The 17110-nt window shown below is 46.4% G+C and carries 9 protein-coding genes; 7 read left to right on the plus strand and 2 right to left on the minus strand.

Features of this window, described 5'->3' with window-relative positions:
• Positions 1-12: 12 nt before the first annotated feature.
• Both E4665_RS09710 and E4665_RS09715 read left to right on the plus strand, forming a co-directional pair.
• Positions 13-1764: a carbon starvation CstA family protein gene (locus tag E4665_RS09710; RefSeq protein ID WP_135348605.1), complete on the plus strand. Its 1752-nt coding sequence runs from the start codon at positions 13-15 to the stop codon at positions 1762-1764.
• A gap of 98 nt (positions 1765-1862) precedes the next feature.
• Positions 1863-2195: a CHY zinc finger protein gene (locus E4665_RS09715; RefSeq protein WP_135348606.1), complete on the plus strand. Its 333-nt coding sequence runs from the start codon at positions 1863-1865 to the stop codon at positions 2193-2195.
• A 132-nt stretch (positions 2196-2327) separates the two neighbouring features.
• On the opposite strand, the gene E4665_RS09720 is transcribed toward E4665_RS09715, so the two are convergent.
• Positions 2328-2720 carry a hypothetical protein gene (locus E4665_RS09720; protein WP_135348607.1) on the minus strand — a complete coding sequence of 131 codons (393 nt, stop codon included), beginning with the start codon at positions 2718-2720 and terminating at the stop codon, positions 2328-2330.
• Between the two features lie 479 nt (positions 2721-3199).
• Between E4665_RS09720 and helD the strand changes: the two genes are divergently transcribed.
• The 3 genes from helD (at position 3200) to E4665_RS09735 (ending at position 7635) form a co-directional block, all read left to right on the plus strand.
• Positions 3200-5533, plus strand: a complete 2334-nt coding sequence (gene helD, locus E4665_RS09725) for an RNA polymerase recycling motor HelD (RefSeq protein ID WP_135348608.1) — start codon at positions 3200-3202, stop codon at positions 5531-5533.
• A 66-nt stretch (positions 5534-5599) separates the two neighbouring features.
• Positions 5600-6493 (plus strand): DMT family transporter, encoded by an 894-nt coding sequence (locus tag E4665_RS09730; protein WP_135348609.1) that lies wholly within the window; start codon positions 5600-5602, stop codon positions 6491-6493.
• Between the two features lie 173 nt (positions 6494-6666).
• Positions 6667-7635 carry a nuclease-related domain-containing protein gene (locus tag E4665_RS09735; RefSeq protein WP_167815177.1) on the plus strand — a complete coding sequence of 323 codons (969 nt, stop codon included), beginning with the start codon at positions 6667-6669 and terminating at the stop codon, positions 7633-7635.
• 121 nt (positions 7636-7756) lie between these two features.
• Here E4665_RS09735 and E4665_RS09740 read toward each other — a convergent pair whose 3' ends face one another.
• Positions 7757-10816, minus strand: a complete 3060-nt coding sequence (locus E4665_RS09740) for a hybrid sensor histidine kinase/response regulator (protein WP_135348611.1) — start codon at positions 10814-10816, stop codon at positions 7757-7759.
• A 244-nt stretch (positions 10817-11060) separates the two neighbouring features.
• On the opposite strand from E4665_RS09740, the gene E4665_RS09745 reads away from it, so the two are divergent.
• Positions 11061-12140 carry a response regulator gene (locus E4665_RS09745; protein ID WP_135348612.1) on the plus strand — a complete coding sequence of 360 codons (1080 nt, stop codon included), beginning with the start codon at positions 11061-11063 and terminating at the stop codon, positions 12138-12140.
• Positions 12141-12534: 394 nt separating this feature from the next.
• A partial coding sequence (locus E4665_RS09750; protein ID WP_241654792.1) for an SdrD B-like domain-containing protein occupies positions 12535-17110 on the plus strand: 4576 nt, incomplete at its 3' end.

Below are 17110 nucleotides of genomic sequence, written 5' to 3' on the forward strand. Positions count from 1 at the left end.
GGAATCGAAGAGATGAATGCCATTACTATTGTGATCGGATCAATGTGTATCCTGGCCCTTACGTATCGTTTTTACGGCGTTTTTATGGCGAACAAGGTTCTGCGGTTGAATAATCATACGGCGACACCTGCCCATGAATTGGCCGACGGCAAAGATTACGTACCGACCAACCGCTGGGTGGTATTCGGACATCATTTCGCCGCGATCGCCGCGGCAGGGCCGCTTGTCGGTCCGGTTCTGGCGGCTCAGTTCGGCTATCTGCCGGGGCTACTCTGGCTGCTCATCGGCGCAGTCATAGGAGGTGCCGTACATGACATGGTTGTACTGTACGCGTCCATGCGTCACCAGGGAAAATCGCTTTCTGAAGTCGCCAAAAAGGAAATGGGGCCCGTAGCTGGATTTTGTACGGGACTGGCTATGCTGTTCATCATCACGATTACAATGGCCGGCCTGTCCATGGTCGTGCTCAACGCGCTAACCAATAATCCGTGGGGTACTTTCACTGTACTCATGACCATTCCGATCGCAATGGCGGTCGGCCTTTATTATCGAAAAACCGGTCACTTAAAAACCGCGTCGATCATTGGTTTTCTACTGATCATACTGGCGGTATTTACCGGGCCGTATATCCAGCATACGGCGCTCGGTCATTTTCTGACACTGGATACCAAGACGCTTGCGATCCTGCTGCCTGTCTATGCGTTTTTTGCCGCGGCTCTTCCGGTCTGGCTTCTGCTTACGCCACGGGATTATCTCAGCTCTTTTATGAAAATCGGTGTTTTTGCCGCACTGATTATCGGCGTATTCATGATCAATCCACTTGTCCGGATGCCTGCGCTGACGCAATTCACGGGTGGGGGCGGCCCGGTTATCGGTGGCCCGGTCTGGCCATTTATCTCAATCACGATTGCCTGCGGGGCGATTTCCGGATTTCACGCTTTTATCAGCTCGGGAACGACTCCGAAAATGCTTGATCGATGGACGGACATTAAAATGGTCGGGTTCGGTGCGATGCTTGTGGAATGTCTTGTTGGTGTCATGGCACTGATTGCCGCGACAGCCCTGCATCCGGCGGACTACTTCGCCATTAATTCTCTGCCCGCAGTTTTTCAGACGCTCGGAATGAACGTTGTGGATCTGCCGCATCTGAATAATGAAATTGGGCTCGCGTTGCAGGGGCGCCCGGGAGGCGCTGTGACGCTCGCGGTCGGAATGACATTTATCTTCACAAGCATTCAATGGTTCAGCAGCCTGGCTCCGTACTTTTTCCAGTTTGTGATTCTTTTTGAAGCGGTGTTTATTCTCACTGCGGTTGACGCGGGCACGCGAGTGGCGCGCTACCTGATTCAGGATTTTTTCGGTGATATTTATGCACCATTGAAGCGGCCGGACTGGCTTCCGGGATCGATTTTCGCCAGCGCGCTTGCCTGCTTTTTCTGGGGTTATCTCCTCTATTCAGGCGATATTAGCTCGATTTGGGTTTTGTTCGGCGTCTCCAATCAGCTGATGGCTGCCATCGGGCTGACGGTTGGCGCTACATTTGTTCTTAAAATTGCTGTAAAAAAGCGATATATGCTGACCTGCCTGATTCCGCTCGCCTATCTGTATGTGACAGTTAATGTCGCCGGTTTCAGCATTCTTAATGCAACGCTCTCACTTATCATGCTGGCGCTTGGCCTTGTGATTATGGTGACAGCGATCAAAAAATGGCTAGAGATGTGGCGGCAGCCAAACATTCATACGGATGAAATCACCCTGGGTTGAACCCAATGGCCCTAAAATATAAAAAAAGAAGGCAATAGCTCAGACGGCTTTTGCCTTCTTCTTATTTGAAGTTAAAATAGAATGTGAGGTGATTGACTGTGACTAAGCGTCCCCGTGTCTGCGGCATCCATGTTGACTCTGAAACGCGCTGCGCCCATTACCATACGGCCCGCGATATCATCGCGATTAAGTTCCGATGCTGCGGCACCTATTACTCATGCTATGAGTGCCACCAGAAGCTTGCGGATCACCAAGCTGAGCCATGGCCGCGCACTGAATTTGATGAAAAAGCGATTCTTTGTGGTGCGTGCGGCCACGAATTGACGATCAATGAGTATCTCTCCTCGGATTTCCGCTGCCCGAATTGCGGTGCTGAATTTAATCCTGGCTGCTCCCTCCACTATCCGCTTTATTTTGAAAGGTTTCGTTAAACTTGTTTGTTGTTTTTCGCTCCAATCAACGGAGGGGCCAAAACAACATTGAATTAAAACATAGCCTTTTGAAAAATAAAAAGTCTCCCCGCCATAGCCTAGCCTGACGGGGAAACGCTTGGGTCCGGACACTCAGTTGAGTATCCGGTTATTTGAATACACGCCTTTGATTTCTTCCGGTGTTTTACCACGGATAAGCAGGCAGAAGTTTTCGTAGCCGATTTCCTTATGGGTGTCTATCAGTTGCTTAAGCGCCTCAAGGCCCTCAGGGTGCTTGTGAATTTTTTCAATTTCACTTTTATACAAATCAATAATGGAACGCTGGACAAAATGAGGGGCGAAATGGCTGGCATATGAATCATCGTCAAGCATCAGGCCGCACAAATACTCATATTTAAACTGGAGCTGGCGGGTAAAATTCACAAGATGAAGCAGGCGGTAATACGTATTAGGAAAGCCAGCCTTGAATTTCTCGACATCTGTCTGAGTATTTCTAAGATCCTGAAGACTGCTTATCATTTTCATCTGGCGCACCCCTTTCTGTCGCTCGAATACCTGTCCTTCAAAACATCTGTAGTTCTATTATATGCGCAAATTGAGAAGCCCGCATCAAAGACCGCAGTAAAAAATGCAGGGAAAACATGTAAGCGGTTGCTTGACGTCTTAAAACATCTTCAACCTGTCCGTTCGCTGACGCCTTTTTTTGGATCTTCTGGATTTCGGGAATATATTAAGATTAACCTGAATGATGCAAACTGTAAAATGAATCTTTTCTATAAAAATGATGTATGACGGACATCACCGGCCTATCCTGAGCCGTAACACCCGAATATTGAAGTTTCAATTTAATCGTGATATAGTTAAAACTCAATAGAGGCATATTAAAGTATAAAAAAATGCCAAATTTAAATGTATCACAAAATTATTGAAATGTCAACAAAAAAATAATACCTGATCGAATAGCCCTGAGAAAGATTTTGAGAGGAACAAGAGGTGCAGAAAATTTGGGACAGGAAGAACGTAAAAAGGAACAGAATAGGGTCAATGAGATTCTGGACGTGGTCGGCGGGAAAATATCGGGGATCACCGGCAGCAAAGAATCGGTCACCAAGGGGATCGTTGACCTACGGAAGAACTTCTGGGAAGACGTAACTGTCAACTTGGATGAAACAGATGATGTTTATGAAACGCAGGCGAGCATCAAGCAGCAAGCCGAACTCCTATCCGAGCGCGAGCGACGTCACGGGCAGATGACCCGGCAACTGAAAACGTTGTACCGCCTTCTTGATTCACCCTATTTCGGACGGATCGATTTTCAGGAAGAAGGTGAGGCAAAGACCGAGCCGCTTTATATCGGTATAGGCTCGCTGATGGACACGCGAAATGAAGATTTTCTGGTGTATGACTGGCGTGCGCCGATTTCCAGTATGTACTATGACTATGCGCCCGGTCCCGCCAAATATGACTCCATCGACGGCGAAATCAAGGGAATCATGAAACTGAAGCGGCAGTTCATCATCCATAACGGCAAGATTGACGGCATGTTCGATACCGGCCTGACAATCGGCGACTCGCTGCTCCAGGTGATGCTCGGCGGACGGGCTTCCTCACATATGAAAAGCATTGTGGCTACAATTCAGAAGGAACAGAATCAGATCATCCGCAACGAAACAGACCGCTATCTGATCGTTCAGGGGGCGGCGGGCAGCGGAAAAACGTCGGCGGCTCTGCAGCGTGTGGCTTTCCTCCTTTACCGTTTCAGAAAAACGCTTAGATCGGACAACATGCTGCTCTTTTCGCCCAATCCGCTTTTTTCCAGTTTCATTTCGTCGGTCCTTCCAGAGCTTGGTGAAGAGAATGTGATTCAGACGACATTCAAGGATTTTATTGAAGAACGAATCGGCCGTGATCTGCAGATGGAGAATCCCTTCGATCAGACAGAAAATTGCCTGACGATGAAGGATCGCGAGGCTTTCCGGATCCGTACTGAGGGCATTCAATTCAAGGCATCTCCGATTTTCAAAAATCTGATTGATCTCTGGCTCGAGCAGCTGAAGGACAGTGGAATGATGTTTCGTGATGTCATGTTCCGCGACAGGATCATTGTTTCCGGGAATGAGATTAAACGGTATTTTTATGCGCTGCCGCATGAAACTGCCATTCTCCTCCGATTGGAGGAAGTACGCGACTGGCTGCTTCGCCGGATCAACGCCTTCGTGAAAAAAGAACGCCGGAAAGACTGGGTGCTTGAAGAGGCCGAGCTTCTTGACCATTCAGAATACGCGGCGATTTTTGAAAAATTGCAGGAGAAAAAACAGTTCAGCGAAGACACGTTCGACGATTACGACCGCGAGGAGCTGATGTTGCGGAAGATGGTCATGAACCGTCGGATCAAGCCGATTCGGCGCAGCGTCAAGCAGCTGGAATTCATCAACAGTCAGAAGGTTTATGGCGAACTTTTTTATAAAGATCACGGGGATGTGCCGGTTCCGGACGACTGGCAGGCCATTTGCATGGCGACAAGGATGCGGTTCGAAGAGGGTGACTGCCCGTGGGAGGATGCCGTTCCCTATCTTTATCTGAAGGAAAAAATCCAGGGGAGAAAGGGCAATCAGGAAATCCGCCACCTGATTATTGATGAGGCACAGGATTATTCGCCGATTCAGCTTGCCTATCTGCAGGCGGCGTTTCCACGTTGCCGGATGACTATTCTTGGAGACATGAACCAGGCGATTTATGCGCAGAGTTTTGCGGGCGACACGATGCTTTCGGAAAAGCTCTACAATTCGGACGAAGTGCGGAAATTGACACTGCTGCGCAGCTACCGCTCGACGAAAGAAATCATGGAATTCGCGCGCCGGCTCGTTCCAGGCGGCGACCAGATTGAACCGTTTGAACGCAGTGGCAGGCTTCCGGAATGGGTAGATGTGCCGGAAGGACACAAAGCAGCGGCAATTCTGGAAAAAGTCGAGGCTTTTAAAGCATCCGGATTTGAAACCTTCGCTGTGATTGGAAAGACAATGAGAGAGTGCCGTGAAGCATATAATGAATTAAGAGGCAAAACAGAGGTCAAGCTGATCACACAGGCGACTTACCAATTCGGCAAGGGCTTTATCGTGATTCCTGCCTACCTGGCTAAAGGTATCGAGTTCGACGCGGCGATCATTTATGATGCCTCCGCTGAGAACTACCACCGTGAAAATGAGCGGACCATTTTCTACACGGCCTGTACACGTGCCATGCATGAACTGGTGCTGCTCAATTCCGGCGATGGCACACCGTTCCTGGAAAATATCCCTGAAGATAAATACGTCCGCGTCTCAAGGGAGAGGCAGTAACCGGCCGGGTTCGGGCGGATACATAGGGCGTTTTTTTACAGAGACAGATAAAGGGGATTTGGGAGGATGAAAAGGTATCACGCGTTGAGTTTTCTTGTGCTCGCCAATTTGTTTTGGGCAGGAAACTATGTGTTTGGTAAATATGTGGTAGCGGAAATGACACCGGTCCAGATGACATTCATCCGTTGGCTGATCGCTGTTCTCTTATTGTTTCCGCTGGCGCAGTGGATCGAAAAACCCGATTGGAAAAGTGTCTGGAAGGAGTGGAAGATGCTTCTAGTGCTTTCCATACTCGGGATCGTTGGCTATAACATTGTGCTATACGAGGCACTGAGATTCACCAGTTCTCTGAATGCGGCACTGGTCAACTCGATTAATCCGGCGATGATCGCCGTCTTCGCTGTCTGGCTGCTGAAAGAAAAGTTGTCCTGGCTGAACAGCACCGGACTCGCGGTTTCACTCGTCGGTGTTCTGCTCGTGCTGACACATGGGCATCTGCTCCAGATTTTCGTCACCCGTTATAATCTTGGAGATCTGTTGATGCTGCTGGCGATCACCATTTGGACATTCTACACAATGATCGGCAAAAAAATGAAGCAGATTCCTCCAATTGCCGCCACCGCCGTGTCGGCGACGCTTGGGCTGATTGTCCTGCTGCCGTTCTTCATCACATCCGGATTTACTTTTCGGCTCAGCACTGAGGCAACGGCGGGCATCCTTTACATCGCGCTGTTCCCGTCAGTATGTTCCTTCGTCTTCTGGAACAGCGCCATCCGTGAAGTGGGCGCAAGCCGCGCCGGCATTTTTTTGAACCTGTTGACCGTCTTTACCGCGGTGATCAGCCTCGTGCTCGGTAAACCGATTACCCTGCCGCAGATCATCGGTGGTTTGCTCGTCATCTTGGGTGTCTATCTGACCAATCAAAAAGTTGTAACCGTAAAAAACCTTCCCGCTGAATGAATGGCGGGAAGGTTTTTAGGTACGGAACACCAATCGGCTGATATTCGACAAACAAAGTGAGATATCTTGGCGCCTGCTTGTAACCGTACCACAGAATGTTCACATTCAACCTCATTTCTCGGGAGGAAACCACCTATATTGAGGAGAATATAAAAAATAAAAGAGGTGATGAAGTGATTATCAAGCCATGTCAAATTCCATATCATGTCACGCAGTATCAGGTTTTTGCCCAAAGGCTTAAATCGGGGCTTATGAAGGACATTTTTGAGGAAAAGCTAAGAAAGGGCCTTGCTGGTTACCGAGGCGAAAAGTCGATTGGTTATTATTTGGAATTTTTGCCTGCAATGGACTATTTGATCTTTCACGGACTCAGGTTGGCAAATGGCGACTCTATATTTCAAATGGACTGTCTCATTTTAAGCCAGACATTTATTCTCCTACTTGAAGTGAAGAACATTGCCGGAACAATAACGATTGGGAATGGTATCCGGCAGCTCGTCCGGGAGTTCAATCACCAGACCGATGCGTTCGACGATCCTCTCCTGCAGGCAGAAATTCATCGAAAGCGTCTGCTTTATTGGCTGAGGAAAGAATATCCGGCATTTCCAGATCTGCCGATTGAAACCCTTGTTGTGTTTGCCTCTCCCGGGGTGATTAAAACCCCGAATATTAATCCTCTTCAAACCGAAAAAATCATCCGAAGTAGCGCACTTGAACACAAAATTGAAGAACTAATTCAAAAATACCCTCAAACCATTGCCTCGTCGGACAAGCTCGAAGTCCTTTCCTGCAAACTTCTCACCAGTCACCGCGATCTTAAAATCAACCCTTTCCAAACTGGAAAAATTAAATTCGAAGATATCGTCAAAGGTGTCCAATGTCCAAGATGCCATGCTTTTTCAATGAGATGGCGCCAAAAAAATTGGCATTGCCCATCCTGCAACTTTATATCAAAAGATGCACACATCCCTGCGCTGCTTACCGATTACAGACTGATGTGCGGAACGACAATCACTAACGCGCAATGCCGGGATTTTCTACGGCTGGATTCTAGTGATGTCTCAAAATATTTGCTTCAATCGCTCTGTTTAGGGAGTGTGGGCAACAATAGAGGGAGGATTTACATCCTTCCGGAGAATTGAATCTTGTGAAATACTGATATTCGACACGCAAGTTCCGATATTCGACGAACGAATTCCAATTCTCGACACGTAAGTTCTGATATTCGACACACAAGTTCTGATTTACATCTGAACCGCGTTCTCACTCTGCCGGTACCCGCATCGAGAACGTAGTTCCTGTGCCTTCCGTACTTTCAATCTGCAGTTCTGTTCCGTAAAAATGTTTCAGCCGGCTGTTGATGTTCTTCAGGCCGACACTGCGTCCGTTTTTTCCTGCCAAGAGCTCGCCTACCTGGTCTCCGGACATGCCGATCCCATTATCCGACACGCTGATCAGATAAAAATTGTGCTCCCGATGCGCAGCGAGCGTAACCCTGCCGCCGGATTTTCGTTTGCCAATGCCATGCAGTACGGCGTTTTCCACGAGTGGTTGGATCATCAGCGGCGGCAGCGGAAAGTCGAGACCTTCTTCAATATCATAAACGACCTGAATCCGTTCCTGAAAACGCATTTTTTCTATCGCCAGATAGGACTTGACCAGCGACAGCTCCCTGCCAAACGAACTGATTGCCGAAGTATTCTGGAAATCAAAACTGCCGCGCAGATACGCCGCAAACTGGGCGGTCATTTCGCGGGATTGTTCAATATCATCATAGCTCAATGCGATAATCGAGTTGAGTACATTGTAGAGAAAATGAGGGCGGATTTGCGACTGTAGGAAGGCAACTTCCATGTTCGCCGCCTGGCTCGCCGCTTTCTTCATCAGAATCAGCCCCCTGATACGAGCTGATAATTCCGAGAAATTGTACGGCTTCTCTAGAATATCATTCGCCCCCGCTCGGAAAGCAAAATGCTTGTCGTCATTGATTATTGCTGCCGTCAGCATCAGCACCGGAAGATCCGTCAGGCTGTATTGCTCGCGGATTTTACCGCAGACTTCATAGCCGGACATACCCGGCATCATCAGATCCAGGATGACCAGGTCCAGCTGGGAATGAGAAACCTCGTCCAGCGCTTCCCGCCCGCTTTTTACTGCGATAACATTATATGGGATCCCCTCAAGCATATCGATCAGTATTTTCAGATTATCCAGATTATCATCTACAACAAGGATCGTTGGTGCGTCAACCGTGCGTGAGCGGTATGGCGTCGCAAGAGCTGCGGCTGTTTGTTCTTCCATAAGCTCAGGGGCAGGAAACGAACTCGGAATGCGGACGGACGAACCGGTGGCAAGGACTTTACTTTCATCAAAAAGAGGTACGGTAAAATGGAAAATAGATCCCAACCCCGTTTCGGATTGTACCCATATTTTACCCCTCTGCAACTCAACCAACTGCTTGACAATACTCAAACCAAGTCCCGCGCCCTCGCTCTGATTCAGCTCATCCCTGCGCTCAAAGGCCTGAAAAATAGATTCCTGGTCTGAAGCAGGGATTCCTGAACCGGTATCTGTAACCATGATCTCGATATACCGATCCAGTAACTTTGCGCTGAAAGTGATCTGTCCCTTCTGAGTATATTTGATTGCGTTGTCTACTAGATTATTAATAATCTGGCGGAAACGGTTTTCATCAGCAAAAACAAGCGGCAGGCCTTCCGGTATATGATTGATGACATCAAGATCTTTTTTGTCCGCAAGCAGCCGGTAATAAGCCAGCTCTGTATTCACCACCGTATAAACATCCAGTGGAACGGGGGTGACCGTCAGCTTGCCCTGCTTGATCTTTTCCATATCAAGCACATCGTTTACGAGTGCTGAAAGCCGATAACCAATCCGGGTGATCAGATAAAGGTTATCTCTTTCATCACTGATGGAGCGTTCTTTCTTACCCGCCAGAATAGTCTGGGCGATATTGATGATCCCGTTCAGCGGTGTCCGGAACTCATGCGATGTCCTGGCGATGAATTCATCCTTTTGCCTGTCATTACGCACGAGTTCTTCCGCAAGCGACTCACTGCGTTTGAATGCGTTGGAGGATCGTTGCGACATCATTAATGAAAGCATAAGCAGGAAAAGAATCGATGAAATGGAGTAGACCGGTGCAAGTACTTTGGCACTGAATGCGCTGACTGCCGTGATGATAACAAATATACTGATCGAGAGTGTTCCGATCGTCAAATAAATGCTGCCTTCGACCTTTTTGATAATCGCGAGCACAAAAATGTAAGAGGTATAGGCAAGTGCCGAAACCGCCAGAAACAAGTGCAGAACCAGATCGATGGATGTCAGTAAAACAAAAGGTATAAAGTCCGTGATCAAAGTAACCAGTGAAAGCGCAATTCCGCCATAAACGATCTTTTTTGAAGCGAGCTCCGGATAAACAAAGAGGAGATAAAGAAGTACAGCGGCACACGCAGTTACTGAGGTCACTGATTCAAGAATGGTCATCCCACTAAAAGAGAAATCCGGAAATATAAGGTAAATAATTCGAGCCGTACCGAGCCAGGAAATGATCATGGAAAAAATCAGGCAGATAATTGAAAAGAAAAGAAGATGAAGATCTTTTCGACACTGAATGAAATAACCCAAAAAATACAGTCCCATAATAAAAAAGGAGACAATCATGAACAAATCGTTAAATAAGGTCAGGTCGTGATTCCGGGAAATCTGCTGCTGAGTGCCAAAAGTAATGGGTTTGGCAATACCCCATCCCGAATTACCCTCGGAGTGCGAAACCTGAATGATTAATTCATTAATTCCGCGATGAATCGAAAAATAGCTGACGGAAGGGCGGAGAGATGCCAGTTTGTCCCCATCCATCGAAGGTATGCCGCTGCTTCCAACCAGCTCACCGTTTATGAAAATCCGGTTTGCACTGTAAATAACCGACGTCTGCAGGCCGAAGCTCTCCTGGTCACGAGCGGAACGGATCAGCAGACGGTACGTACCGGCTTTCATGTCGTACATTTTCCTGTTGTCAACGCTTTGCCCATTATCAGGTACGGTCACTAATTGCTCATTTTTTCCTGCACCTGCTCTTATGGCGTTCGGAGAAAGGAGCTGGTTCGGATAAAAACCCCATTTCCCGTTCAGCTGAACCGTTCCGCTTCTTTCAAAATTCCAACGGTTGAGATCAATCACGCCCTGTTTTGCCATAGGCCCATGATACACAGAAAAATGTGATCCTGATAAAAAAATCAGAAAGAGGCCGATATATACAAAAAGAACCGTTAAGACAGCTGGCAGGCGACTTAGTTTCATTGTGAGTCACTCCCGGAAGAATTGGAAAAACGGGCACAGGGCTAACGTTTGGTTCATCTCGCAGCTACAGCAGCCTCTGCCGATTATTGTAACAGTTTGTATTAATAATATGAAGAGACGAAACATTGTCAGAGTTTGTAATTATATGTCTGGAGGGCCTCCCGTGCTATAATATTTGTAACGATAATGTAATAGATGAAAAGAATCGGTGATCTCCGTCTTTGGTCGGAAGGAGAGTATCATTATGAGGGCAATCGTTGTTGATGATGAAAAACTGGCCTGCAAGCAGCTCAGTAAAATGCTTCAGGAGACAGGTGCATTTGAAACGGTCAGAACCTACACGGATCCGGAAGAGGCACTGGATGATGTAAAAAAAACGCAGCCTGACGTTGCGTTCCTCGATATTGAAATGCCGGAAATGAGCGGTATTGAACTGGCCGAGGCGCTCCAGTCAGAACGGGCGCAGATTCAAATTGCCTTCACGACCGCTTACAATGAATTCGCAATCCAGGCGTTTGAGCTAAATGCGATTGACTATGTCCTTAAACCGATCATGAAGAAACGTCTGGAGAAAACAGTCGGTCGTCTGATCAAAGCCCGAGAAACAGCACCTGCAGAAGAGGCGACAAATCAGGAATCGTTTGGTATTGAATGTCTCGGAAGTCTGAAATTCTACAGCCTCGCAGGCACTGAAAAAAAATACATACCGGTCAAATGGCGAACATCCCGGGCGCGTGAACTCTACGCGTTTCTTCTGAATAAGCATGACCGCTTTGTCAGCAAAGACACATTGATCGATCTCCTCTGGCCTGAAGCGGATCCGTCGAGAGGAACGACCCAGCTCTATACGACCATCTACCAGATTCGGAAACTGATGGAGAAACTACCGTTCCATCACCATATTGTCAAAAACGACATCGGCTATTCACTGACCCTGTCTGGCACTCTGGTTGATTCGGAGGAGTGGGAGACGGCTTTGGCAGGGTTGCCTGTCCTCAGCCCTTCAAACGTTAGGGAACATATCCGCCTTTTCAGGACGTACAAGAACCATTACTTTGCGGAATACGGCTATCTCTGGGCCGAACCTGAACGCGTCAGGCTCAGCCAGCTCTGGCTTGAGCAGGGCTATCGGCTGATTGATTTCCTGATTGAGAACAAAAATTATACTGAAGCTCTGGATATCTGCCAGCAGATCGACCGGGTCGAGCCGGATGACGAGCGCAGTATGAAATACGAAATGACACTGTACAATCGGACAGGTAATGTTGAAGGTGCCATACGCGCCTATGAAAAATATAAGGAAAACAAAAACGTGATGAACTGATCACTGACAATTTAAATAGAAGGAAAGATAAGGGACTGCAATCCAGATACAGGATTGCAGTCCTTTTGTCTGTGATAATAGGCACAAAGTTCGACGCGATTCGACCGTGTTTCCCCGTTTGTTAAAAAATGTTCAGAAACTGTATAGGTCGGACATCTATAATGGACTACGTTTACAGAAAGATGCCCTCATTCCACATTTTTCTGCATCGACTGTTACATTCTCCAGCAAAGCAACGATTCAGCATACATACTTTGCCGAGAATCTTTTAGCTTCTTACTTAACACCAACCGGCTCAATTCCGGATTCAAATAAACAGAAAAAGCGCACGGTCTCAGCATAACCGCAGCGCTCCATTCGCAACTCTAAACCAAAAATCAAAGGGGGAAGCCCATTGAGATCCAAACGACTTCTACTGGGACTTAAAAAGACCAAACACAAAAAAAACGTCAAACAGGTTTTGATTATCACCCTGTCGCTGTTTGTTATCTTCAGCCAGCTATCGGTATCGCCGTTTATGGGGAAGGCAGATGCGGCATCAGATACCCAAATTACTGACAATATTATTACTGGTGTTGTTTTGAAGGACAAAGACGGTAACGTTGTTCCAACTGACGGTAGTGCAAATCTGGGACCAACCGACAATGCGAGTATTCATTATGATTTTATGTTAAATAATGGACAAACTGTCCCTCCGCTTAGCGGTGACAGTGATTATTATAATGAATTCACCTTACCTCAGCAATTTACTGTGGCGTATGATTATGGAGGTACAATACAAGGCATAATTGACGGTGTTTCTACGGACATTGGAACCTTTCAAGTGACTAAAGCAGATCATAAAGTCAGATTGAATTTTAATAATTCTATTGAGGGCAAAGCAAATGTGTCTGGTGGTGTTGATCTGGGTGTAAAATTCAACATTTCAAGCAGTGATACAACAAAACAGACCGTAACCTTTGGAACCACGAGTGGTAATGTAGATTATCATTTGTATTTTCCACCGACGAAATCTGTCCCGCAGATAGAGAAAACAGGTGCAAAGGATCAGGCGTACAATCCCAACTTCATTAACTGGACCATTAATGTCAATGAAAATGAGAAAAGTCTGACGAATGCTACAGTAACCGATACGCTACCTGCTGGCCTGACTCTGAATACCTCCGATGTAAATGTCTATAAATTAAATGTTTTATTGGACGGAACCACAACTTTAGGTGCTCCAGTTACCCTCAATCCTGGAGATATAGATGTTTCAGGTGGCAAACTGACAGTCAAATTGGGGGATATCAACAGTGCCTATCAGATTCAGCTTAAGACAGATGTCATCCAAGGCGCCGGGTCGGCGGATCAATTTGACAATTCGGCGTATCTGGACAGCGATAGCGAACATGACAACGATTCCGCGCCAACGATCTACAATTTGCATGGCACTCATCTGGAGAAAGAAAAAGGGACATACAACCAAAATGATCAATCAATGACGTGGACGATTAATTATAATGGTGATGAAAAAGACATACCAGCGAACACTGTACTTCATGATGCGATCTCCGGAGGAAATCAGCAAATAGATGCTTCGGCTGCAAATGTACAGATTTATAAAGCAACTTTAGATGAAGGTACTGGCAAACTCATAAAAGGTTCTACATCCTTAGCCCTGGGTACGGATTATTCACTTTCCAATCCCGGCGGTGACAAAACGAAACTTGATATAACATTTCTACAAGATGAGGGGACGACCCCGCTCATCATCACTTATACGTCTAAAGCATCTGGGTATGTAATAAATAATAGTGAAACAGTAACTAATGCTGTCAATGAAAATTCAGGCGCTGTACCGACAGGCGGAACGGCAACGAATACAATTTATCAGCAGAACATAATAAAAACACGTGATGGTGTTGAAAATTATAAGGATAAGACGCAAAACTGGAAAATAACTGTAAATAACAATCAATATTCAATGTACAACGGAAAAATAACCGATACTTATACCAACCATGGGCTTTCTCTTTTTGTGGATGCCAGCCATCCATTCACGATAAATGATGGATCAAGGGATCTGACCCTGGACACAGATTATACGCTGCAGGATAACGGCACAGGTGGTTTTGTTGTTACTTTGCTTGGTTCATATGCCTCGAATATGACTAAAACTTTAACCATCACCTATACAACAAAGTTTGATTATACGAAACTTGATTCCGGAAAGACGAACTTTGTTAATAACTCAGTTTTAGATTGGAATAATAGCGGCGGCACTCCGCAACCCGGAAGCTCATCATCAGATCAATTCACGCCGAAAACATATACCGTTGACAATGGATTCAAAGACGGAACCTACGATGCGGTGAATAAAGCGATTACCTGGAAAATTGGGCTTAACTACAACTTACTAACGATGAAAAATCCGGTTATTACGGACCAGCTGCCTTCGGGACTGCAATATGTTGCGGGTTCGCTCGAAGTTCATCAGATGGATATCACAGGCGATAACTCAGATACTTACACACCTGTCGATCCCCCATTAACACTTAATGATCCGAATGGCTATACATTTACTGCCCCGGACTCTGGTAATGCAAATACGCTTAAAGTTAACATTAATTACAGCGAAAATGGAGACGGGACAACGAGTCTGCCTTACTATATTACATTCAAGACGAAGATCAGTGAAGATCAGATTCCGGCTTCATTTACGAATACAGCACAAATTTCCGATGATTCAAATCCGACCTATCAGTTGAATAAAACAGTGTATACGACGCCAAAAAATGAAAACACCTATGTCACAAAGACAGGAACTCAGGATACTGCCAACGACCCGCTTTATGTTCATTGGACCATTGATATTAATGCAAGCCAGTCTACGATAAACCAACCGGTGCTTGATGACACGCCGACGACCAATCAAGTGCTCGATCCAAGTTCCTTCGTACTATACAAAGCACAGTTAAATGAGACTGGGGACGGAAACGGCAGCCTTCAGACAACGGGTCCCGCATTGACAGAAGGTAAAGACTACAAACTGGATATCGCGACGGATAATGCGACGGGTGTGCAGAACTTTAAGCTTACATTCCTTGACGGCAGCGGCGGATCAGATAATGTAACCATTAATACGCCGTATATTCTTAACTATAAATCAAGAATCGTAGCTTCGGATGGTGAACATGTTGGGAATACCGCGACACTGACGGGTACCGGCGGTGTCACGTCAGACAATCAGGGCCAGGCAAATGATGTGATTGTTTCTGTCATGTCCGGATCAGCATATGGAAGTGGCTCCACACCCGGATCGCTTCAAATTACAAAAGAAGGGCTGATCAAGGACAATCCGGCTTCGGCAATTCCTCTTAACGGTGCATCTTTTACACTTTATGACAGTACGGGACAGGTGCCGATGCGAACAGGGATAACAGCTACTGATAGTGGCACAATCGGTGTGCTGAAATTCGGCAGCCTTCGCCCGGGAAAGTATATTTTAAGAGAAGACAGCGCACCTCAGGGGTATGTAAAGTGGACGAATGACATTCCGATAACCATTGAGGCAAATCAAACAGCACCGATAACGGTAGATGATTACAAAATTATCGGCAGCGTCACGCTTACTAAAGAAGATAGTAAAACTGGTACGTTGCTGTCGGGTGCAGAGTTCAGACTGGAAAAAGAAAATAGCTCCAGTCAGTATGTAAGCTATGAACAAAATTTTGATCAATCCGGACTTGGCGGTATTGATTACGATCATTTATTTACAAACGGATCAGGCACGTTAGAGATTGATGGACTGGAACCGGGAAATTATCGACTTGTTGAAATCGCCCCTCCGGCGCAACATGCGATTGGGAGCGACCCGAACACGCCATTTACAATTGATTCAGACCAAATCACTATAAAACAACTTGGACCTGTATTAAATGATTTAGGTAAAGTCTCTGTTGGAGATTATGTTTGGCTGGATACGAATAAGAATGGCATCCAGGATAGTGATGAGAGCGGAATCGGTAGTGTGACGCTGACGATCACTGGCCCTGATGGCAAAGCAGTTACAGATGTGGATGGCAATACAGTTGGTTCGACTACAACCGATGGCACTGGCTATTATCATTTTGATAATCTCCCTGCTTTGCCAAGTGGCGAACACTATACAGTTCATATTGACAATAGCCAAGCTGCGTTGAACGGTCTGGTTCCTACAAAAGAAAAGGGAACCACTGATACGAAGTATGATTCATCAACATCATTGGCCGAATCTGGAAATTTACCGGATGATGGCGATAAAGATCTGACCTTGGACTTTGGTTTCCATAAACCGTCTGTTTCTGTAGGTGATTATGTATGGCTCGACAGTAACAAAGATGGAAATCAGGATAGCGGTGAAAAAGGAATATTTGGAGTGACGTTAACTCTTGTTGGTCCTGATGGAAATCCAGTGACAGATGTTAACGGAAAACCTGTCAGACCTACCACGACGGACGCAAATGGTCATTATGAATTTGACTATCTTCCGGTATTGTCGGGCAACCAACATTACACAGTTAAAATTGACTCAAATGCTTCGAAACAGGCACTTACAAACCTAGCGCCAACAAAGGAAAATGGTTCAAAGGGTACAGCTCTTGATTCTTCAACAGATCAGTCTTCATCAATACTGGATCTGACAAAGGATAACGAAGAGGATAAGACGCTTGATTTCGGCTTTATTCAAAAGTCGGTCTCGGTCGGCGACTATGTATGGCTGGACAAAAACAAGGATGGCGTTCAGGACAGCAACGAATCCGGTATTGCCGGTGTTGTTCTGAAATTGACCGGTCCGGATGGTAACCCCGTCACAGACATCAATGGAAATGAAGTGAAGCCTGTAGTAACGGACAAGAACGGGCACTATGAATTTGATAATCTGCCTTCCCTGCCCACAGGGCAGCATTATACAGTTACTATTGATAAAAATGCTTCCGGAAGCGCGC

It is taken from the genome of Sporolactobacillus shoreae (genome assembly GCF_004684935.1).
Lineage (GTDB): Bacteria > Bacillota > Bacilli > Bacillales > Sporolactobacillaceae > Sporolactobacillus > Sporolactobacillus shoreae.

Coding starts and splice junctions, on each gene's coding strand:
- E4665_RS09710 (WP_135348605.1), top strand. CDS start 13: ATGAATGCCATTACTATTGTGATCGGATCAATGTGTATCCTGGCCCTT.
- E4665_RS09720 (WP_135348607.1), bottom strand. CDS start 2,720: ATGAAAATGATAAGCAGTCTTCAGGATCTTAGAAATACTCAGACAGAT.
- E4665_RS09730 (WP_135348609.1), top strand. CDS start 5,600: ATGAAAAGGTATCACGCGTTGAGTTTTCTTGTGCTCGCCAATTTGTTT.
- E4665_RS09740 (WP_135348611.1), bottom strand. CDS start 10,816: ATGAAACTAAGTCGCCTGCCAGCTGTCTTAACGGTTCTTTTTGTATAT.
- E4665_RS09745 (WP_135348612.1), top strand. CDS start 11,061: ATGAGGGCAATCGTTGTTGATGATGAAAAACTGGCCTGCAAGCAGCTC.